At 73.7% G+C, this 18,979-nt stretch carries 16 protein-coding genes and 1 pseudogene; 7 read left to right on the forward strand and 10 right to left on the reverse strand.

All coding sequences use genetic code 11. From position 1 onward, the window contains the following. Positions 1 to 69: 69 nt before the first annotated feature. Both ACZ5TL_RS15545 and ACZ5TL_RS15550 read left to right on the forward strand, forming a co-directional pair. Positions 70 to 957 carry an NAD(P)-dependent oxidoreductase gene (locus tag ACZ5TL_RS15545; RefSeq protein WP_468590186.1) on the forward strand — a complete coding sequence of 296 codons (888 nt, stop codon included), beginning with the start codon at positions 70 to 72 and terminating at the stop codon, positions 955 to 957. 20 nt (positions 958 to 977) lie between these two features. Beyond that, a complete protein-coding gene (locus tag ACZ5TL_RS15550) occupies positions 978 to 1,400 on the forward strand; it encodes a PPOX class F420-dependent oxidoreductase (protein WP_468590187.1) in 423 nt (140 codons plus the stop codon). A gap of 290 nt (positions 1,401 to 1,690) precedes the next feature. Here ACZ5TL_RS15550 and ACZ5TL_RS15555 read toward each other — a convergent pair whose 3' ends face one another. Continuing rightward, on the reverse strand, positions 1,691 to 2,233 hold the full coding sequence (locus tag ACZ5TL_RS15555; protein WP_468590188.1) for an ATP-binding protein: 543 nt from the start codon (positions 2,231 to 2,233) through the stop codon (positions 1,691 to 1,693). A 183-nt stretch (positions 2,234 to 2,416) separates the two neighbouring features. Next, positions 2,417 to 2,740 (reverse strand): hypothetical protein, encoded by a 324-nt coding sequence (locus tag ACZ5TL_RS15560; protein WP_468590189.1) that lies wholly within the window; start codon positions 2,738 to 2,740, stop codon positions 2,417 to 2,419. Between the two features lie 707 nt (positions 2,741 to 3,447). Here ACZ5TL_RS15560 and cds1 point away from each other — a divergent pair. Next, positions 3,448 to 4,563, forward strand: coding sequence for an L-cysteine desulfhydrase Cds1 (gene cds1 / locus ACZ5TL_RS15565; protein ID WP_468590191.1), 1,116 nt, complete (start codon positions 3,448 to 3,450; stop codon positions 4,561 to 4,563). Between the two features lie 10 nt (positions 4,564 to 4,573). On the opposite strand, the pseudogene ACZ5TL_RS15570 reads toward cds1, so the two are convergent. Together ACZ5TL_RS15570 and ACZ5TL_RS15575 are read right to left on the reverse strand one after the other, a co-directional pair. Continuing rightward, positions 4,574 to 4,867 (reverse strand): annotated as a pseudogene (locus ACZ5TL_RS15570) (SRPBCC family protein); the annotation flags it as partial. Between the two features lie 198 nt (positions 4,868 to 5,065). Next, entirely contained in the window at positions 5,066 to 5,902 is an 837-nt protein-coding gene (locus ACZ5TL_RS15575; protein WP_468590193.1) for a DeoR/GlpR family DNA-binding transcription regulator, read from the reverse strand. Positions 5,903 to 6,194: 292 nt separating this feature from the next. On the opposite strand from ACZ5TL_RS15575, the gene ACZ5TL_RS15580 reads away from it, so the two are divergent. Further along, a complete protein-coding gene (locus ACZ5TL_RS15580; RefSeq protein ID WP_468590194.1) occupies positions 6,195 to 8,540 on the forward strand; it encodes a hypothetical protein in 2,346 nt (781 codons plus the stop codon). Positions 8,541 to 8,548: 8 nt separating this feature from the next. Here ACZ5TL_RS15580 and ACZ5TL_RS15585 read toward each other — a convergent pair whose 3' ends face one another. The 4 genes from ACZ5TL_RS15585 to ACZ5TL_RS15600 form a co-directional block, all read right to left on the reverse strand. Next, positions 8,549 to 10,990: a right-handed parallel beta-helix repeat-containing protein gene (locus ACZ5TL_RS15585; protein ID WP_468590195.1), complete on the reverse strand. Its 2,442-nt coding sequence runs from the start codon at positions 10,988 to 10,990 to the stop codon at positions 8,549 to 8,551. Positions 10,991 to 11,217: 227 nt separating this feature from the next. Continuing rightward, on the reverse strand, positions 11,218 to 11,823 hold the full coding sequence (locus ACZ5TL_RS15590; RefSeq protein WP_468590196.1) for an Rv1733c family protein: 606 nt from the start codon (positions 11,821 to 11,823) through the stop codon (positions 11,218 to 11,220). 175 nt (positions 11,824 to 11,998) lie between these two features. Next, positions 11,999 to 12,826, reverse strand: coding sequence for an MOSC domain-containing protein (locus ACZ5TL_RS15595; RefSeq protein WP_468590197.1), 828 nt, complete (start codon positions 12,824 to 12,826; stop codon positions 11,999 to 12,001). Positions 12,827 to 12,893: 67 nt separating this feature from the next. Next, positions 12,894 to 13,322 carry a DUF6643 family protein gene (locus ACZ5TL_RS15600; RefSeq protein WP_388165257.1) on the reverse strand — a complete coding sequence of 143 codons (429 nt, stop codon included), beginning with the start codon at positions 13,320 to 13,322 and terminating at the stop codon, positions 12,894 to 12,896. 297 nt (positions 13,323 to 13,619) lie between these two features. Here ACZ5TL_RS15600 and ACZ5TL_RS15605 point away from each other — a divergent pair, with 297 nt between their 5' ends. After that, positions 13,620 to 14,933 (forward strand): TerD family protein, encoded by a 1,314-nt coding sequence (locus ACZ5TL_RS15605; protein ID WP_468590199.1) that lies wholly within the window; start codon positions 13,620 to 13,622, stop codon positions 14,931 to 14,933. 15 nt (positions 14,934 to 14,948) lie between these two features. Here ACZ5TL_RS15605 and ACZ5TL_RS15610 read toward each other — a convergent pair whose 3' ends face one another. Then, positions 14,949 to 16,142 (reverse strand): glycosyltransferase, encoded by a 1,194-nt coding sequence (locus tag ACZ5TL_RS15610; RefSeq protein ID WP_468590201.1) that lies wholly within the window; start codon positions 16,140 to 16,142, stop codon positions 14,949 to 14,951. Positions 16,143 to 16,181: 39 nt separating this feature from the next. Between ACZ5TL_RS15610 and ACZ5TL_RS15615 the strand changes: the two genes are divergently transcribed. Both ACZ5TL_RS15615 and ACZ5TL_RS15620 read left to right on the forward strand, forming a co-directional pair. After that, positions 16,182 to 16,967 carry a glutamate racemase gene (locus tag ACZ5TL_RS15615; RefSeq protein WP_468590202.1) on the forward strand — a complete coding sequence of 262 codons (786 nt, stop codon included), beginning with the start codon at positions 16,182 to 16,184 and terminating at the stop codon, positions 16,965 to 16,967. A 95-nt stretch (positions 16,968 to 17,062) separates the two neighbouring features. Continuing rightward, positions 17,063 to 17,617, forward strand: coding sequence for a hypothetical protein (locus tag ACZ5TL_RS15620; RefSeq protein ID WP_468590203.1), 555 nt, complete (start codon positions 17,063 to 17,065; stop codon positions 17,615 to 17,617). A gap of 5 nt (positions 17,618 to 17,622) precedes the next feature. On the opposite strand, the gene ACZ5TL_RS15625 is transcribed toward ACZ5TL_RS15620, so the two are convergent. Further along, positions 17,623 to 18,687, reverse strand: coding sequence for an O-antigen ligase family protein (locus ACZ5TL_RS15625; protein ID WP_468590205.1), 1,065 nt, complete (start codon positions 18,685 to 18,687; stop codon positions 17,623 to 17,625). Positions 18,688 to 18,979: the final 292 nt, after the last annotated feature.

The following is an 18,979-nucleotide window of genomic DNA, read 5'->3' on the forward strand; positions in this document are numbered from 1 at the left end:
TCGCCGCCGAGCGGGCAGGCTGGTTTGCAGGCAGCACGTCCGCACCGCACCACCGAGGAAGTTGACGCAATGACCGACAATCTCACCGTGAGCGTCCTGGGCACCGGCATCATGGGCGCCGCGATGGCCCGCAACCTCGCCCGCGCGGGACACACCGTCCGGGTCTGGAACCGCACCCGTGCCAAGGCCGAGCCGCTCGCCGCCGAGGGCGCGCACATCGCCGGCACCCCCGCCCAGGCCGTCCAGGGGGCCGACGTCGTCCTGACCATGCTCTACGACGGCGCCGCCGTCCTGGACACCATGCGCGAGGCCGCCCCGGCCCTGAGCGCCGGCACGGCGTGGGCGCAGTCCACCACCGCCGGCGTCGAGGACATCACCGACCTGGCCGCCTTCGCCCGCGAGCACGGCCTGGTCTTCTACGACGCCCCCGTCCTGGGCACGCGCCAGCCCGCCGAGGCGGGGAAGCTGACCGTGCTCGCCGCCGGCCCCGCCGAGGGGCGGGACAGGGTGACGCCGGTCTTCGACGCCGTCGGCGTCCGCACCGTGTGGACCGGCGAGGACGGGGCGGCGGGCAGCGCGACCCGGCTCAAGCTCGTCGCCAACAGCTGGGTCCTCGCCGTGACGGCCGCGGCCGGCGAGGCCCTGGCGCTGGCCAAGGCACTCGACGTCGATCCGCACGGGTTCCTGGACCTCGTCGCCGACGGCCCGCTCGACATGGGCTACCTGCGCGCCAAGTCCGACCTGGTCCTCGACGAGCGGCTCACACCACCCCAGTTCGCGGTGAGCACCGCCGCCAAGGACGCCCGTCTGATCGTCCGGGCCGGCGCGGAGAACGGCGTCCGCCTGGATGTCGCCGAAGCGGCCGCCGCCCGCATGGAGCGGGCCGCCGCGCAGGGCCACGCCGGCGAGGACATGGTCGCCGCCTACTTCGCCAGCTTCGACGACACGTCCGCCTGAACACCCCGGAGGTTTCCCGGATGTCCAAGCCGCCGCTGCCGCCCGAGGCCGACGCCCTGCTCAGCAGGCCCAACCCCTGCGTCATGGCCACGGTGCGCTCCGACGGCGCGCCGGTCTCCACCGCCACCTGGTACGCGTGGCAGGACGGCCGGGTGCTGATCAACCTCGACCAGGGCCGCGTCCGCCTGAAGCACCTGCGCCGTGACCCGCGCGTCACCCTCACCGTCCTCGCCGGTGACGACTGGTACACCCACGTCACCCTCATCGGCCGCGTCACCGAGATGTACGACGACGAGGACCTGGCCGACATCGACCTCCTCGCCCGGCACTACATCGGCAAGCCCTACCCGGACCGTGTCCGCCCCCGGGTCAGCGCCTGGATCGAGGTCGACCGCTGGCACGGCTGGGGCTCGATGAAGGACAGCGACCAGGCTTCGCCCTGAGGCCGGCGCCGCCGCCCCTTCCTCGTACGCCGGTCCCGTCCACGGTCACGCGGATGGCCGCCCGGCGCCGACTGTCCGCGCTGGACGGAGAGCCCGGCGCACAGCCGTGGGCGGTGCTTCGAGAGGACGCGGCCGGACGCGACGCGTTCGCCGGGCCGGATTCCGCCACACCGCGAAGGCGGCGGACGCACGCCGGGCGGAGCGGCGTGGCCGTCGCCGCCGGGTGAGGCGTGCGTCGCGGCGTACCTCACCCGGCGGCAACCGCCGTGCGCACGGTGGTCACCGCCCGGTCAACCGGCAACGGCGGACCGGGCGGGAGCATGCTCGGGCAGGAGCCCGTCGGTGGAGTGCGCGACCTCCGCGAACCTGCGCGCGGGTTTCTCCAGGACCGCGTGCCGCGTCCGGCGCGACGGCGCCGCCAGTGCGGTGGAGGACGTCGGCAGGGTGAACCAGACGACCTTGCCGGACTCGCCGTCCGGCCGGACGCCCCAGCTCTCGCTCATGGCGGCCACCATCGCCAGCCCGCGCCCGCAGGTCGCCAGCGGCGCGATGTCCTGAGGGTCCCCGACCACGGGCATCCGCGGATCGCCGTCGCGCACCGAGACCGTGAGCCGGTCGAGCAGCAGCTCTATCTCCACGGTGCACGTCTTGTCCGGCTGAGCGTGCCGGTGGACGTTGGACAACAGCTCCGTCACACCGAGCGAGGCCCGGTCGATCAGGGCGTCCAGATGCCAGTAGCGCAATTGCGCAGATACGATTCTGCGGACCTGGCCGATCCGCGACGGCAGGGCTTGGAGCTCCACCGTGCAGTGCCTGCTTGGGTAGCTGATCACGGCTGCGACTCCCCGACGTGAGGTCCGGAAGAACACGGAGTTCGGATCCAGCAGGGCGCCTTCGTGACACTGCCGCCCGCTGTCATGGCCGGCGGGCTGGTTCGCAGCGTTATCGCCGGTAAACCCAGAGTGACGTGAGACCAGAGTGACGCAGGGGGTGAGGGACCGCAAGTCGCGGGCATCTCAGTCGCCGCGCCCCGCCGCCCGGCGCACGGCCTCGATGAAGCGCCGCGCGGCCGGCGGTCCCGGCTCGCCCGGGGCGGGGTCGTGATCGCCCAGGGTGAGCAGGTACCGCTTGCCGTTGAGATCCGCCGTGGCCCGGTCATCGGGGCCGAACCAGGGCTTGGAGGCGCGCACGGCCTGCACCGGCGCGCTGTCGATCTCACTGCCGTAGCTGGTCAGCAGCTCGAGCCGGCCGTCGCTGATCCGGACCTGGCCGGCCCGGGTGAGCGAGCGCAGCCGCTTCCCGATCCGCACGCCCGTGGCCTTGAACTCCGGCTCCGCCATGCCACCCGCCCCCTTGTGCGCTTCGGTGTACCGGCCCGCTTCGCGCGGTGCCCGATACGGGCTCGTGCCCCGATCCAGTGTGCCCCGTCCGGCAGGCTGCTCCTCCTCGGGGCGGCGTTCCAGTACCCGCGGCGGCGTCGCCGTACCCGTGGCGGCGCGCGTGCCCCGGCCGGAGTCCGGCCCCGGCGGTGCACCGCCCCTGCCGGGGCTTTGCTCCGGTGGTGGTGCGTCTGGTGCGTCGTATCCCGGAGCCTCGCCCCGGCCGTGCGCGGTGCCGTGCCGGCCCTTGCTCCGGTGGTGCGTCGTGCCTCGCCGGAACCCGGCCCGGCGGTGCGGTCCGGCGCGGCGGCCCCCGTTCCGGCACTGCGGCGAGCCCGCTCAGGTCGTGCCCGGTCCTGCGAACAGGCCCGCTCCGGCGATGCCTCGTACCCCTGTGCCGCCCCGCCCGGAGCCTTGGTCCCGCCGTGAAGTCTGCCCCCACCCGGCGTCGAGCACCAGAGTTCGCGACCCCCTCTCCGGGGGCGCCCGCAGCACACTCACGAAAGCGCCCCCGGGACCGCGCGCCCCCTTGCTCCGGCTCTGCTCCTGGGGGCGCTTTGAGGGGCTCAAAGATGCGTTTATGCAGGTGAGAAGCGTGCGCCGAGTGCTTATGATCGGGGTGTCGGCCGCGTGAAGCGTCGACGGCGCGCAGCGTTAGGAGCCCCCTCGTGAGCCAGACCCGGACCGGCGTCACCCTCGACGTCGACCACAGCGACACCGCCTACCGCGCGTGGCTGAAGGAAGCCGTCCGCAGAGTCCAGGCCGACGCCAACCGCTCGGCCGACACACACCTGCTCCAGTTCCCGCTGCCGGAGCGGTGGGGCATCGACCTCTATCTGAAGGACGAGTCGACCCACCCCACCGGCAGCCTCAAGCACCGCCTGGCCCGCTCCCTCTTCCTGTACGGCCTGTGCAACGGCTGGATCCGGCCCGGCAGACCCGTCATCGAGGCCTCCAGCGGCTCGACGGCCGTCTCCGAGGCGTACTTCGCCAAGCTGATCGGCGTGCCCTTCATCGCCGTCATGCCGCGCACGACGAGCGCCGAGAAGATCCGCCTCATCGAGTTTCACTCCGGCCGCTGCCACTTCGTGGACGACCCCCGCACCATGTACGAGGAGTCCGCCCGCCTCGCGGCCGAGACCGGCGGCCACTACATGGACCAGTTCACCTACGCCGAACGGGCCACGGACTGGCGCGGGAACAACAACATCGCCGAATCCATCTTCCGTCAGCTGCGCCTGGAACGGTTCCCCGAACCCGCGTGGATCGTCGCCACGGCGGGCACCGGCGGTACCTCGGCGACCCTCGCGCGCTACGTCCACTACATGCAGTACGACACCCGCGTCTGCGTGGCCGACCCGGAGAACTCGTGCTTCTTCGAGGGCTGGACGACGGGCGATCCGGACGTCACCTGCGACTGCGGTTCCCGTATCGAGGGCATCGGACGGCCCCGTATGGAACCGAGCTTCGTGCCCGGCGCGATCGACCGGATGATGAAGGTGCCCGACGCGGCCAGCATCGCCGCCGTCCGGGCGCTGGAGCGGGCCATCGGCCGCAAGGCGGGCGGCTCGACCGGAACCGGCCTGTGGAGCGCGCTGAAGATCGTCGCGGAGATGGTGTCCGAGGGCCGGCAGGGGAGTGTCGTGACGCTGCTGTGCGACCCGGGGGACCGGTATCTCGACAAGTACTACTCGGATCTCTGGCTGGCTGAACAGGGGCTGGACATCGAGCCCTGCGCCGCCGCGATCGACTCGCTGCTGGAGACGGGGGTGTGGCCCGGCTGAGGCGCGGGCCTCAAGCCGTCAGCCGCCGCTCCAGCGCCCTCACGGCCTCCCGGAACGCGCGCGCCTGGGCCGCCCGGGCCGCCCTCATGACCAGCCGGTACGCTGCCGTCCCGTCGGTCGCGAAGACCCACCGCACCCGGGTGCCGGCGCCGGCCGGCGTGAGCCGCCACTCCTCGGCCATCGCCCGCACCCCGGGCACGTTGGTGACGTCGGCACGGTAGGCGTACAGACCGGGTTCCTTCGCGGCGAGGATCGACTCGCGGAAGCGGACGCCCCCGGAAGCGTCACCCTGGTGCCGCGACAGGCAACGTTCGCCCCGTCGCGACGCCCGGCACGCTCCCCCACTGCCCGAAAGGCGTGGGAGGTGCCCCCACTCGCCGCACCGGCCGAAAGCCCAGGTACATCCAGTACGAGGACTTCCGGCCGGCACGCCGAGAGCAAGCACCGGACGCCGCTCCTTGACGGGCAAACGTTGCCTGCCGCGGCACTAGCTGGCGCTCCGTCAGATGTCTCCACCCTCGTCGGGCTCGGGCTCCCCGGCCACCACCAGCCGCCGCAGATGCTCCGTGACCACCCCGCGCGCCTCCTCCGGCAGCCCGGCGTCCGTCACGAGCGTGTCGATCCGCTCCAGTGAGGCGAACGAACTCAGGCCCACCTTGCCCCACTTGGTGTGATCCGCCACCACCACGACCCGACGGGCGGACTGTACGAGCCGCCGGTTGGTCTCGGCCTCCGCGAGGTTCGGCGTCGACAGGCCGGCCTCGACCGATATGCCGTGCACACCCAGGAACAGCAGGTCGAAGTGGAGCGCCGCGATCGCCTGGTCGGCCACCGGCCCCACCAGCGAGTCGGAGGGCGTGCGCACACCGCCGGTCAGTACGACCGTGGCCGCGCCCTGCCGCGGACCCGAGGTGCGCAGCGCCGAGTGGAAGACATCGGCGACCCGCACCGAGTTGGTGACCACCGTGAGGTCCGGCACGTCCAGCAGTTGGTGCGCCAGCGCGTAGGTCGTCGTACCGCCCGACAGGGCGATCGCCGCGCCCGGCGCGACCAGCTTGGCCGCGGCGCGAGCGATGTCCTCCTTGGCGGTCAGCTCCAGGCCGGACTTGGCCTCGAAGCCGGGTTCGTGGGTGCTCGCCTCGACCACCGGGACCGCACCGCCGTGCACCTTCTCCAGCACGCCCTGGCGGGCGAGCGCGTCGAGGTCGCGGCGGACCGTCATGTCCGACACCCCGAGCTTGCGAGTCAGCTCGTTGACCCGGACACCGCCCCGGCGCCGGACCTCGTCGAGGATCAGGGATCGCCGCTGCTCCGCGAGGAGGTTCTGATTCTCGCTCACGTACGCTCCGGTCCTTTCGCCTCATTGCCGTCCGACACGCCCTGCACACCCTGCCCGACTAGGACATATTCCCCGGCTCCTGTGCGCGGACGTCCCATCCTTGCATGTCGGGCAGCGGACGGCGCCACCGACCGCTCGTGGCGCCCACACGGCACCGAGGGAGCATCCGCCGCTTCGCCGTATCACGGATCGGGGAGATTCAGTGACAGGACGTGTGCGGCCCCGCGGAAGTGGAGATCCTTGTGCCCGCACGGACAGAGCCGACGGCGTGTCACGGGGGAAGTGCGAATCAGTGGAACGTACGCAGGAACATGCGTCGACCGGCGGACCGGACGGCCCCGCCGCGTGGGCGGGCGAGACCGGCACCGCCCTGGAACTCCTGGTCCACGGCGTGGGCGGCACCACGCCGCAGGAGATGCTCAACGATCCGCGCACGGTGCGGATCACCGGCGACGACATCGCGGCCGTCTTCCGGCGCACCGACGACGTCGACGCCGAGAACCGCCCGGGCGGCCACCACCGCGACGGTCCGGTGCCCGAGGCCTACGTCTGGTGCAACCTCACGTCCGGCAACGGCACCCGCGCACTGTGGCTGTTGCTGCTGCCCTTCATGGTCGTCAACCTCGCCCACTGGATGCGCCCCACCGCGCGCGGTCGCGCCCGCACCGTGCGTCTGTACGGCCTCCTCGTGCGCCTTGCGGGCCTCACCCTCACTGTGCTGCTCGTGGCGGCGGCCTGCGAGGTCGCCCTCGACCTGGCGGCCTGGCAGTGCGCGGGCACCGTCGCGTGCGCCGAGCGCCACTCCTGGCTGGGCTTCCTCTCACCCACCGTCTCGGACGGCGGCTGGTGGAGCGCGCCCGGCCGCAGGCTGGCTCTCGCCGCCGCCGTCCCCACGGTGCTGACCGTCCTGCTGTGGTATCTGTCCCGGCGCACCTGGAGCGACTACGAGTCCCAGCAGCCGCTCGCCCGCGACCCCGAACCCGACGAAGGCCCCGGGACCAGCGCGCTCGGCAGGCCCGGCTTCTGGTACGGACGCCGACTGGTCGCCCGGCTGCGCGCCGCGCACACCGCCGCCGGACTGATCACGGTGGCCGCCGCCGTCGGCAGCGCCGCCGCCCGCCACGACCGGGGGCCCGGCGGCCCCGCCGTACTGAACCACCTGGGCCTGCTCCTGGAAGCGGCCCTCGCGGCCTGCGCGGTCGCCGTGGTCTGGGTGGTGTGCCGCCGGGGCCGCAGCGAGAAGCGCCTCGACCGGCAACTCGACGAGCGTGTTGTACGGCGTCTGCCGCTCGCCGCGCTCGTCCTGCTCGCCCTCGCCGTGCTGTACGCCGGGTGGGAGCGCCCGGGCTGGCGGTCGGAGGGCCGGCTGCCGGGCGACGCGACCTTCGGCGGACTCGCCCTGGTGCAGGGTCTGCTCGTGATCGTCCTCGGCGTCGTCGCCCACCTCCTGCACCGCACCGACCCCGACCGGCGGGCCGTGCTGCGGGGCCTGGGCGGACCGGCCGTGGCGATGCTGGCCTGCGCGCTGGGCGGGGTGATGTCCGGCGGTGTGTCCCAGCGCGTGTCCGACTGGCTGGACGGCACCGGGACGTCGATCGCGGGCCCGCCGGTCCTGCTGACCTGGCAGGCGTCCGTGATCCCGCCGCTGCTGGTGGTGCTGCTGGGCCTCTTCGGCTGGCTGGCCCAGCGCGCCTGGCAGCTCGCCCGCGCCGAGCGCGACGCGGTGGCACGCGACTACCCGGACGAGACACTCGACCGCGCCCGCACCCGCCGTATCGCCTACATCCGCGCGATGGCCTCCCTCACCGACCGGGGACCCCGCATCGTCGCCGTCACCTCGGGCGTCACCCTGCTGCTCGGCGCCGGAGCCCTCGTGGGTGCCCTGACCACCGACGAGACACCGGGCGCGGCCGCCCGGGGCACCCACCCAGTCGTCCACGGCGCCGCGGAGACCGCCCAGGCCCTCGGCTCCTGGCTGATCGGCCTCGGTTTCATACTGTTCGTGACCTGGGGCCGGCGCGCCTACAAGGACGCCGCAGCCCGCCGCACCATCGGCATCCTGTGGGACGTCGGCACCTTCTGGCCGCGCGCCGCACACCCCTTCGCCCCGCCCTGCTACGCCGAGCGCGCCGTGCCGGACCTGACCTGGCGGATCGCGACCTGGACCCACGACACCGGAGGACGGCTGGTCATCTCCGGGCACTCCCAGGGCAGCGTGCTCGCCGCCGCCGCGGCCTGGCAACTCGCCCCGTCCGCCCGCAAACGCGTCGCACTGCTCACCTACGGCTCCCCGCTGGAGCGCCTGTACGGCCGCTGGTTCCCGGCGCACTTCGGGCCCGCCGCGCTCGGCTCGCTGCACCGGGAGGTCGACTGCTGGCGCAACCTGTACCGGCTCACCGACCCCATCGGCGGCCCGATGCGCCTGCCCGGCGACGGCGGCCCCCACGTCGACCACGTCCCCCTGAAGGACCCCCTGGCCTACGGCCGCACCGCCCTGCTTCCGCTGCCCGCGCCGATCCTCGGCCACTCCGACTACCAGGCCGACCCGGCCTTCGCCGAGGAACGCCGCACGCTGCTGGGCCGCCTGCGGCCGGGGGTGCCTTCACCACGTGACACGCCCGAGCCGCCCGCCGCGTAGCCGGAGCCTCACAGCAGCTCGGGCAGGTCCTCGGCGTAGAGCAGCGTCAGGTCGTCCGTGCTCGGCTCGGTGAACTGGGCGACCCTGCTCGCGTGCCGCTCCACCATGGCCTCGAAGGTCTGCCGCGCGGTACGGCCGTTGCCGAACGCCGGGCCCTTGGGCAGCTTTGTGAAGTATGTCCGCAGGGCCTCCGGCGCGCCCGGCGCCAGCCGGTACTCGTGCTCCTCGGCCTGCTGCTCCACGATCCGCAGCAGGTCCTCGGGGCCGTAGTCGCTGAAGGTGATGGTCCGTGAGAAACGGGACGCCACACCCGGGTTGACCGACAGGAAGCGCTCCATCTCGGCCGTGTAGCCCGCGACGATCACCACGACCGCGTCCCGGTGGTCCTCCATCAGCTTCACCAGCGTGTCGATGGCCTCCTTGCCGAAGTCGCGGCCCGCGTCCTCCGGCGACAGCGCGTACGCCTCGTCGATGAACAGCACGCCGCCGCGCGCCTTCTCGAAGGCCTCCTGCGTGCGGATCGCCGTCGAACCGATGTGCTCGCCGACCAGGTCGACCCGGGACACCTCCACCAGGTGGCCCTTGTCCAGCACACCGAGCGAGGCGAGGATCTCGCCGTACAGCCGGGCGACCGTCGTCTTGCCGGTGCCGGGGGAGCCGGTGAAGACCAGGTGCCGCTTGACCGACGCCGCCTTCAGGCCCGCCTGCTGCCGGCGCCGGCCGACCTCGATCATGTCCGTGAGGGCGCGCACCTCGCGCTTGACGCTGTCCAGGCCCACCAGCGCGTCCAGTTCACCGAGGACGTCCTTGGAGCTGCGGACCGGCTGCTCGGGCTCCGCCGCCGGGGCCGGGGCCGGGGGCTCCGGTTCGGCGCGCTGTCCCGGGAGCGCGCCCAGCAGGCCGGGGGAGTGGCTCACGGTCTGCACGACCGTTTCCCGCGCCGCGGGCGTCCGTGGCCCCCCGCTCTCGTCACTGGTGCAGTCCTCGACGAGCGGGCCCGCCCCGGACGCCGCGTCCGCGCCGCTGTCCGCGAATTCGTAGCCGCCGCGCGCGCACCGCTCCGTGCGGCACTTCCTGAGCGTCGTACGGCTGCCGTCGATCACATGGAAGCCGTAGCCGCCGCTGCCCGTCACCCGGCAGTTCAGGAAGCTGCCCCGGCCTCCGGCCGAGACGTAGACGCCCGCCTCCGCGGGGGAGTCGACCGTGCAGCGCTCCACCGTGGGGTCGGCACCCTTGGTGACGATCACGCCGGTCTGGGTGCCGGTCAACGTGCAGTTGCCCAGCGTGCCGCCGCTGCCGTGGTCTCGGAACCAGGCGCCCGTCGCCGCGTCCCGGATCCGGCAGTCGTCGAGCTGGGCTGTCGCGCCGTCACTCACCGACACGGCCGTGTTGCGCACCTGCGACAGGTCGCTGTCGACGACGTCCGCGCGCGAGCCCCGGTCGAGCACGAACAGGGCGTCCGGCACGTCGTGCACCCGGCAGGAGTCCAGGACGGCGGTGGCGCCGTCGCTGACCCACACCGCCGGGTAGTCGCCCGTGCTGTCGAAGATCTCGCACTGGTTGGCGTCCACGCGTGTGCCCGGGTCCCACACCGACAGGCCGTTGCGCCCGAACTGCCGCACCGTCGTACGGGTCAGGGTGAGGACGGACCGGGAGCGCAGATCGACCGCGTTCTCCGGGATGTCGTGGATACGGCAGTCGGCGAGCGTCAGCACCGCGTCCGTGTCGAGCGTGACACCGTCGGCCGTCGTGCGGTGCACATCGCAGTCGGTGAGGTGCGCGGTGGCCCGGCCGGTGATCTGCACCCCGCTGCCCCGCACCTCGTAGATCTCGCAGCCCACCGCCTCCAGTGCCGAGTTCTCCCCGGTCGCCGACAGGCCAGAGCCCGACGTGTGGTGCACCCGGCAGCGCTCCAGGCGGGGGTGGGCGCCGCCCCGCACCGCCACGCCCGCCTGGCCGGCCGCGACGACCTCGCACTCCTCGAACACACCGCCCGCACCGTCGAGTACGGCGATGCCGATGCCCGCCGGATTGTCGACCGCGCAGCGCCGGACCGTGGGCCGGGCGCTGCCCCGCACCTCGATGCCCGCCGCCGACCGGGTCACGACCCGCAGATCCCGCAGCTCCGGGGTGCCCTCCTCCACCAGCACGGCCGGGGCGGCCGCGTCCTGGCCCTCCACGTGCAGGTCCTGGACCACCGCCGAGGCGCGTACGGTCAGCGGCACACCGTCCACGGGCGCGATCCGCACCGAGCCGGGGGCGTTCTCGGGGCCTCGCAGGGTCACCGCACGCTGCAGGACGAGGTTCTCCCGGTAGGTACCGGGGGCGATGGTGAGGACGTCGCCGTCGGCCGCGGCCTCCAGGGCGGCGGCGAGCGATGCGTACTCACCCGTGCGGCGCCGCCACCGCGACGTGCCGGTGTGCGTCACCTGGACCGTGCCCTGTGCCATGGTGTAGCTGTGCCCCCACCTCGGTCGTACTGATGGCTCGTTCGCCCTCGGGACGCTCCGGCCGGTGTCGCCGCCGCGACCGGGCCCGGCCGGGGGCCTGGGCGCGCACGTGGCATCGGCACCGGCGCGCCCCTCCTGCTCGCTCGCGCGCGGGTTGTGCCGAACGGGTTCGGCCGGACCACCGTAGCGTGCGCGCGGGTGGTGGGTTGACCAGAGCCGGAAGGCCGTCAGCTGCCGGTGCCCGTCCTGCCCCAGTCCGGGCCCGCCTTGTCCCATGCCTGGTCCCAACGGGCGTACCGGCGGCGGACCATGCACCAGACGATCAGCCGCCTGCCGCCCTCCATGAGGGCGCCCGTCGCCAGGGCGGCGCCGATGCCGGCGAGGACCGCGTGCGTGGAGGCGGTGGCGGGGTCGAGGGGGCGGGCCACCAACCGGCCGTGCCGGTCGGTCCATATCCGGAACTCGTCGCCCTGCCGCGGGTCCTTGAGGCCCGCCAGGACCGGGCCCTGGCGGCCGGTGCCGTCCGGCGCGGTCCAGCCGGCCAGGACACGGGTGCGCAGATCCCGGCCCGAGGAAACCTCCGGGTCGGCGTCCAGCGGGGAGCGGTCGAGCTTGCGGACCACCGTGGCCGTGACCGGGTGGCGGGCCCCGTGCTGGGCCTGGACGGAGCGCTGCAGGGTGTCCTGCGCGGTGCCCCCGACGAGGGCTCCGGCCACGGGGGCGGCCAGGAGGATGAGCATCAGGGCCGCCAGCGCCACCCAGGCCTCGGCCAGATCGGTCCCGCGGCACAGCGGGTTGCGCCGCCAGCGCCAGAGTCCGCTGATCGTCCGCACCGCCTGCACCCCCCTTCCCGCTCCGTGATCACCCCCGGCGGAGCCGTCCACCCGCGGACCCGTCGAAGAGAGAGCGACGTCACCTCTCCCCGGGGCTTCTCATGAACTTCTCACTCAAGGCCAACGCCCGGACCCGTGACGCGGTTCCCGTCGCGGTGGGAGACCACCTCGGCCGCTAGCCGAGGATCCTGACGGGGTCTCCGACGCGGATCGTTCCCCGGGACAGCGGCACCAGGTTCTGCCCGAAGACCAGCTTGCCGCCGAGCCGCCGGTGCCGTCCCAGGCTGTTCAAGGGCTCCCGGCCGCGCTCGCCCGTGCCCTGGTCGGTGGTGGTCACCACACACCGCCCGCAGGCCTTGGCGACGCGGAAGGTCACCTCCCCGACGGCGAGCCGGGACCACTCGTCCTCGGCCCAGGCGGCTGTGCCCGCCACGACCACGTTCGGCCGGAAACGGTTCATGGGCAGCGGGCCCTCGTCCGCGTGCGCGCCTTGCGCGATCAGGGTGTTGAGGGCGTCGAGCGAGGCCGTGGTGGTGAGCAGCAGCGGGAAGCCGTCGGCGAAGGACACGGTCTCGCCGGGCCGCGCGTACTCCGGGGCGACCGGCCGGCGCGTGGCGGGATCGTCCATGTACGCCAGGCGCGCGTTGATGCCGAGGAAGGAACTGCACCAGGCGTGCGCGGACGCGTCCTCTGCCGGGACCGCCTCGAGCTTGTCGCGGAAGATCTCCACCGGCACCGTGCTGAACGGCCGGGGGACGGGCACTGTCAGCGGCTCCCTGCCGGGAGCGGAGAGCCGGACGCCACCACCGGGCAGGAGCTCGGCGGCGGCGAGCGCGAGGCGCGGCTGCCGGCGTTGCGTGACGACCTTTCCCCCGTCGTCGAGCAGCACCCAGCGACGGTCCCCGGCCAGCCCCCAGGGCTCCACGGCGGCCTCCTGGGGCGCGAGGCCCCGGACCGCCTTGACCGGGTGAACGTGGATCGAGTGCAGGTGAGCGTTCCCCATGGGGCCATCGTGCCAGCCGGCACGACAGCCCCGGAGGCCGGCTCAGTACCCGTGGTACTGCTGGTTCTCAGTACCCGCGGTACTGCTGGTTGTTGTACGGGTCCTGATAGGGAGCCGGGGCGGGCCGGGGAGCCGCGGGGCGCATCGCCTCGTAGCCCGCGGGTGCCGCCGGGCGCGGCTGCTGCGGCTGTGGGCCGGGGTAGCCGCGCGGTGCGGTGGCCTGCTGCGGGATGTACGCCGCGGGCGCCTGCTGGAGCGGAGCCGGCTGCTGGGCCTGCGGATAGCCATAGGCGGACTGGGAGGGGGCTGCCGGGAGCGCGGGCAGCGCCGAGGGGAGCGCGGGCAGGCTGCTGCCCGGCATGTCGTACTGCGCGGGGACCCGGATCGGGGCGATCTGCGGGGTGCCCCGCTCGGCGACGAGCTTGTCGTAGATCGGGGTGTCCGGGAAGGAGGCGGAGTAGTAGCCGCCGCCATAGGTGGAGCGGGGGGAGGTCATGGCACATAAGTTAAGCCCACGATGTGCTGGTTGGGGAGACCGATAAGAGGGTTGTTTTCCGTGTCCGCCGTGACCTGGGATCCTCAATACGAGCGAACTTGGCCAAAAAGGGGCGTCGAACGGGGTCCTGATCGTGTAAAGGCCGAGTTCCGGGCGGGTTACCAGCGGTCGGCTCCCGGTCTTCCGGCCGTCACGCATGGGAGTTCGCCGCGCTGAGGAATAGGTTGTGCGGACGGAACTCGACGGACGGCCGGGCGGTGCCCGGTGCGGCGACAGGCAATGGGGGCGGACATGCAAATGCTGAAAGGTTCAAATACTCCGGTGCCCACCGCGGCACTGCGGGTGGAATTGGGCTGGCGGGCCGGACCGGGTGTGCCCGACGCCGACGCCTCCGCTTTGCTGCTGGTGGGCGGGAAAGTGCGCTCCGACGCGGACTTCGTCTTCTACAACCAGCCCGCCCACTCCTCCGGTGCGATCCGGCACGAGGGCAAGCGCAACGCCGACGGCCGGGTGGCCGACACACTCCTCGTCGACCTCGCGCGCGTGGAACCGGCGATCGAGACGGTCGTCCTCGCCGCCTCCGCGGACGGCGGCACTTTCGGAAAGATCCCCGGCCTCTACATCGAGGTCCAGGACGCCTCCCAGGGCGCCCCGGTCGCCCGCTTCGACAACCCGGGCGCCACCAGTGAAACCGCTTTCGTCCTCGGTGAGTTCTACCGCCGCCAGGGCGCCTGGAAGTTCCGCGCCGTGGGGCAGGGGTACAGCAGCGGACTGGAAGGCCTGGCCACGGACTACGGCATCACGGTGGACGAACCGCAGCAGGCGGGCCCGGCACCCGTCGCGGCCCCGGCGTCCGTCGCGCCTCCCGCGCCTCCCGCGCCTCCCGCGCCTCCCGCGCCTCCCGCGCCTCCCGCGCCTCCCGCGAGGACACAGCAGGCGGCTCCGCCCCCGCCCGCCACGCCACCCGCACCCGTCCGCCTCACCAAGGTCACGCTCACCAAGGCCTCCCCCTCCGTCTCGCTCACCAAGCAGGGCGGCACCTCCGGCGCGCTGCACGTGAACCTCAACTGGGAGGTGCGCAAGCAGTTCTCGGGGTGGAGCGGCAAGTTCGGCCGCCCGACCGCAATGCACTCCGACCTCGACCTCGACCTGTGCGCCCTGTACGAACTCACCGACGGCAGCAAGGGCGTCGTACAGGCCCTCGGCAACAGCTTCGGAGCGCTGCACCAGCCGCCGTACATCCACCTCGACGGCGACGACCGCACGGGCGCCGTGGCGGCCGGCGAGAACCTCACCGTCAATCTCGACCACAAGCACGCCTTCCGGCGCATCCTCGTCTTCGTCACCATCTACGAAGGCGCCCGCTCCTTCGCCGACCTGAACGCGACGGTCACCCTCCGGCCACAGCACGGGGCACCGATCGACTTCTCCCTCGACGAGTGCACGGTCCCCTCGCTCGTGTGCGCGCTGGCATTGATCACCAACACCGGCGGAGACCTGGTCGTCCAGCGGGAGGCCCGCTACCTGGTCCCCGAGCGCGGGGTGAGCCCGCAGCGGACCGTCGACCATGCCTACGGGTGGGGCATGAACTGGACCCCCGGCCGGAAGTGACCCGCCGCGGCGCCGTCAGCTCTCGTCGGGCACGGCCGCCGGGCGCGCGTAGGTGCGGCCCTTCCAGGCCGCACCGCGCCCCCGGTAGTGCTGCACGGCCGAGTCGACCGTCATGAGGAGATAGAGGAACGCGGTGACGGGCAGCAGGGGAGCGAGCCACAGCGGCTGCCGGTAGTAGCGGAGCATCGGGACATACGTCCCCGCCATGACGAGCCACGCGAGCCCACCGGCGGCCGCTGCCCCCGCACTGCCCGAGGCCAGAGCGGCGACCACGGCCACCGGCGGCACCAGGTACACCAGCACCAGCCCGGCCACCGTCCCGGCCAGCAGCAGCGGGTTGTGCCGCAGCTGGGCGTACGCGCTGCGGGACACCATCCGCCACAGGTCGTGCAGCCGCGGATACGACCGGACGCTGTCCACGCGGTCGGCGAGCCCCAGCCAGACGCGGCCGCCCCGGCGCTTGACGGCCCGCGCGAGTGCCACGTCGTCGATCACGGCGTGCCGGATGGCGTCCGGGATCCCCGCCCGCTCGGCGGTCTCCGCCCGCAGCAGGACGCAGCCTCCGGCGGCGGCCGTCGTCCGGGTCCCCTCCCTGCCGATCCGGCGGAAGGGATAGAGCTGCGCGAAGAAGTAGACGAAGGCCGGCACGACGAGCCGTTCCCAGACGCTCTCGACCCGCAGCCGGGCCATCTGCGAGACGGCGTCGAACCCTCCCGTGCGGGCCGCCGCCACCAGTTCGCGCAGACTGTCCGGCGCGTGCGCGATGTCGGCGTCCGTCAGCAGCAGGTACTCGGGGTCACGCGCGCGTGCCAGGCCGATGCCGTGACGCACCGCCCACAGCTTGCCCGTCCAGCCCGCGGGCGGCTCGCCCGGGGAGGAGACGGTCAGCGGCAGCCCGCGGTGCCGGTTCGCCAGTTCACGCGCCAGCCGGCCGGTGCCGTCCGTGCTGCCGTCGTCGACGAGGAAGACCTCTGCCCGCCCCGGATAGTCCTGAAGGAGCAGCGACGGCAGCGCGGCGGGCAGCACCGCCGCCTCGTCGCGGGCCGGGACGACGACGCACACGGCCGGCCACGCGTCCGGGTCCCGGCGTCGCGGCAGTCGCACATCCGTACGCCAGAAGAAGCCCTGACAGAACAGCAGCCACAGCCAGGCGAGGAGTGATCCGGCGGCAGTCCACACAACGGCGCTCACGCGCGCAGTCTGCCCCACGCGACCGGCCCGGTACCGCTCATCGTCTATCGTGATCGGGTGAAGATCGCGCTCATGGACTCCGGAATCGGTCTGCTGGCGGCCACCGCCGCGGTGCGGCGGATGCGCCCCGACGCCGATCTCGTGCTCTCCCTGGACCCCGATGGCATGCCGTGGGGCCCGAGGACGCCGGAGGACCTGACGGAGCGGGCCCTGGCCGTGGCCGAGGCGGCCGCCGCGCGCTGCCCCGACGCCCTGATCGTCGGCTGCAACACCGCGACCGTGCACGCTCTCACCGCCCTGCGCGCCCGCCTGGAACCGGAGCTGCCGGTCATCGGCACCGTCCCGGCGATCAAGCCGGCCGCGGCCGGCGGCGGGCACCTCGCCATCTGGGCCACCCCGGCCACGACCGGCAGCCCGTACCAGCGGGACCTGATCCGGGACTTCGCCGGCGGGGTGCCCGTCACCGAGGTGCCCTGCTGGGGCCTCGCCGAGGCCGTGGAACACGCGGACGAGGCCGCGATCGACGCCGCCGTGTCCGCGGCCGCCGCCCTCACCCCCGACGAGGTGACCACCGTCGTCCTGGGCTGCACCCACTACGAACTGGTCGCCGAGCGCATCCGGACCGCCGTCCAGCGCCCCGGCCGCCCGCCTCTCGTGCTGCACGGCTCCGCGGGTGCCGTGGCCGCCCAGGCGATGCGCCGGCTCGGCGAGCAGCCCGCGCCGTGGGCCAAGCCCCACGGCACCCTCACCGTGCTGCTGAGCGGACGCGAGGGCATGCTGCCGACGCCCGCCCTGGCGTACGGCGAGGGGCGCCTGCTGCAGGCGGTCACTCCCGCCGGCTGACCGGCACCGGGCGCGGCAGCCCCGGACGCCCGACCGGCGCAGGGACGCTCTGCCACGGGGGCCCCGCGGAGCGAAACCTGAGTAACCTCGTATGCATGAGGGACCACCCCCACGGCGAGAACGCTCCTCATCAGCACCCCGGCGTCTGGACAGGCCGGGCGACCAACCGGGCCCAGTGGCTGCTGGCGCTCGTCGGGGCCGCCTGCATGGCGCTGGGCATCGAGCTGGCCGTCGACTCGGCCTGGACGTCCGGCATCGCCCCCCTCGTCATGGCGGTCGTCGGGTGCATCGCCGCCGGGCTGCTGGTCCTCTTCGGAACCCTCGCCTTCGTGCACGTCGCCCTCAGGGTCGACGAGGACCACCTCGAGGTGCGCTGCGGCCACATCGGCCTGCCCCGCCGCCGTATCCCGCTCTCCCAGGTGGCGGGCGCCACGTACGTCTCGCACGTCACGCCGCGCCACTGGGGCGGCTGGGGGTACCGGTGGCGGCCCGAGAAGGGCACGGCCGTCGTCGTACGACGGGGCGAGGGCGTCGAGCTGGAGCTGTGGGACGGCCACACCTTCACGATCACCGTGGACGACGCGGAGGCGGCCGTACGGGTGATCGAGGCGCGGCTGCGTCCCACCCAGCCGGGCGCCGCCGCGCACTGAGCCGGTCACCGGGCGGGAGTGCGTTCCGCGCCGCGCGGGTGCGTGTCCGGAGCGTGGTTCGCCCGCTCGTCGGTGAGCGGACGCGCCGTGGCCACGCCCGCCAGCAGGCCCGCGCCCACCGACACCGCGGTGAAGCTCAGCGCGTTGCCGATCGCGGCGATCGCGGCGACGGCCGTCAGCGCGGCGCCCGCCGTGAGCACCACCGGCGTCGGACGCGGCCCGCGCCACAGCGCGTACAGGAGCCAGCCGAACGCCGCCGCCAACAGGACCACCCCGACGATCCCCTGCTCGGCCGCCTGCTGCAGGGGCGCCGAGTGAGGTTTGCCGTCGGACAGCAGCGACTGCGCGGACGTCGCGCTCAGCTCCCCGAACCGGCCCGGGCCGGCACCCAGGGCGGCGTCCTCGGCCAACAGCCGCCAGGCGTCCTGCCACAGCTCCACCCGGTGCGTCGTCAGCCGCTCCCGCAGGCCGACGGCGAGCCCGTCCGGCACGGCCCGCGCCGCGACCGCCAAGGTCAGGCCGGTCACCAGGGCGGCGACCGAGGCCAGTACGGCCAGACCGGCGCCACGATGACGGGTGCGGCCGGCCGCCAGCGAGCACAGCAGCACCGCGACGCAGGTGACACAGCCGGTGGTCGAGCCGAGCGAGGCCGCCAGTACCGCGGTCCCGGCGGCCGGCAGCCGCAGGGCGAACCGCAGGGCCGGAGCCGAAGCGGCCCAGGCCGCACAGCACGACGCCCCGGCCGACAGGGTCAGGACGGCCGCGGTGGCCCCGGCGTGACCCAGGGGCGCGGCGATCTGCGGGCCCGGTGCGAGATGCGGCACGGCCACGGTCAGGCCGATACCCGCCAGCGCCCCGGCACAGGGCGCGCCGACCGGCAGCAGCGCCCCGCCGATCCGCCCGGCGGCGTATCCGGCGGCCACGGCCAGCACCGCGAGGAGCACACCCTCGGGCCGGCCGTCATGCACGGCCGCGGTGATCAGGGACCAGCCGGCACAGGCCCCCAGCACCACCACGCCCGCCACGTCCGGAGCGATGCGTCTCTCACCGTCCGCGTCCACCCCGGACACGGACCTCACCCCTGTCGAACCCACCCCGTCCCGCCCCCCGGCGCCTCGTTGCCCCCGACCTGTGAAGACCCCGGCCGCACAGACCGAGACGGGCCGGGCGACTGAGGCTTGGCACACGGTAACGGCTGGTGGACGGTTTGGGGATGTGTCGTGACGAAATGAGCAGGGGCGTCGGGGCGGGCCGTGTGCGGGTGGGGCAGGAGGTGCCGACAAGGTCCCGATCACGGCGGGCCGTACGGCGCGCCGGTGTCCGCCGGGGATCCGCTCTGCCAGCCCTCTCGGTGACGCGGGC

The organism is Streptomyces sp. NPDC033136, assembly GCF_055578235.1.

Bases quoted from the DNA above. Each gene is read 5' to 3' on its own strand.
- ACZ5TL_RS15600 (WP_388165257.1), bottom strand. From the start codon at position 13,322: ATGACCTCCCCCCGCTCCACCTATGGCGGCGGCTACTACTCCGCCTCC.
- ACZ5TL_RS15595 (WP_468590197.1), bottom strand. From the start codon at position 12,826: ATGGGGAACGCTCACCTGCACTCGATCCACGTTCACCCGGTCAAGGCG.
- ACZ5TL_RS15585 (WP_468590195.1), bottom strand. From the start codon at position 10,990: ATGGCACAGGGCACGGTCCAGGTGACGCACACCGGCACGTCGCGGTGG.
- ACZ5TL_RS15560 (WP_468590189.1), bottom strand. From the start codon at position 2,740: ATGGCGGAGCCGGAGTTCAAGGCCACGGGCGTGCGGATCGGGAAGCGG.
- ACZ5TL_RS15545 (WP_468590186.1), top strand. From the start codon at position 70: ATGACCGACAATCTCACCGTGAGCGTCCTGGGCACCGGCATCATGGGC.
- ACZ5TL_RS15620 (WP_468590203.1), top strand. From the start codon at position 17,063: ATGAGGGACCACCCCCACGGCGAGAACGCTCCTCATCAGCACCCCGGC.
- ACZ5TL_RS15605 (WP_468590199.1), top strand. From the start codon at position 13,620: ATGCTGAAAGGTTCAAATACTCCGGTGCCCACCGCGGCACTGCGGGTG.
- ACZ5TL_RS15550 (WP_468590187.1), top strand. From the start codon at position 978: ATGTCCAAGCCGCCGCTGCCGCCCGAGGCCGACGCCCTGCTCAGCAGG.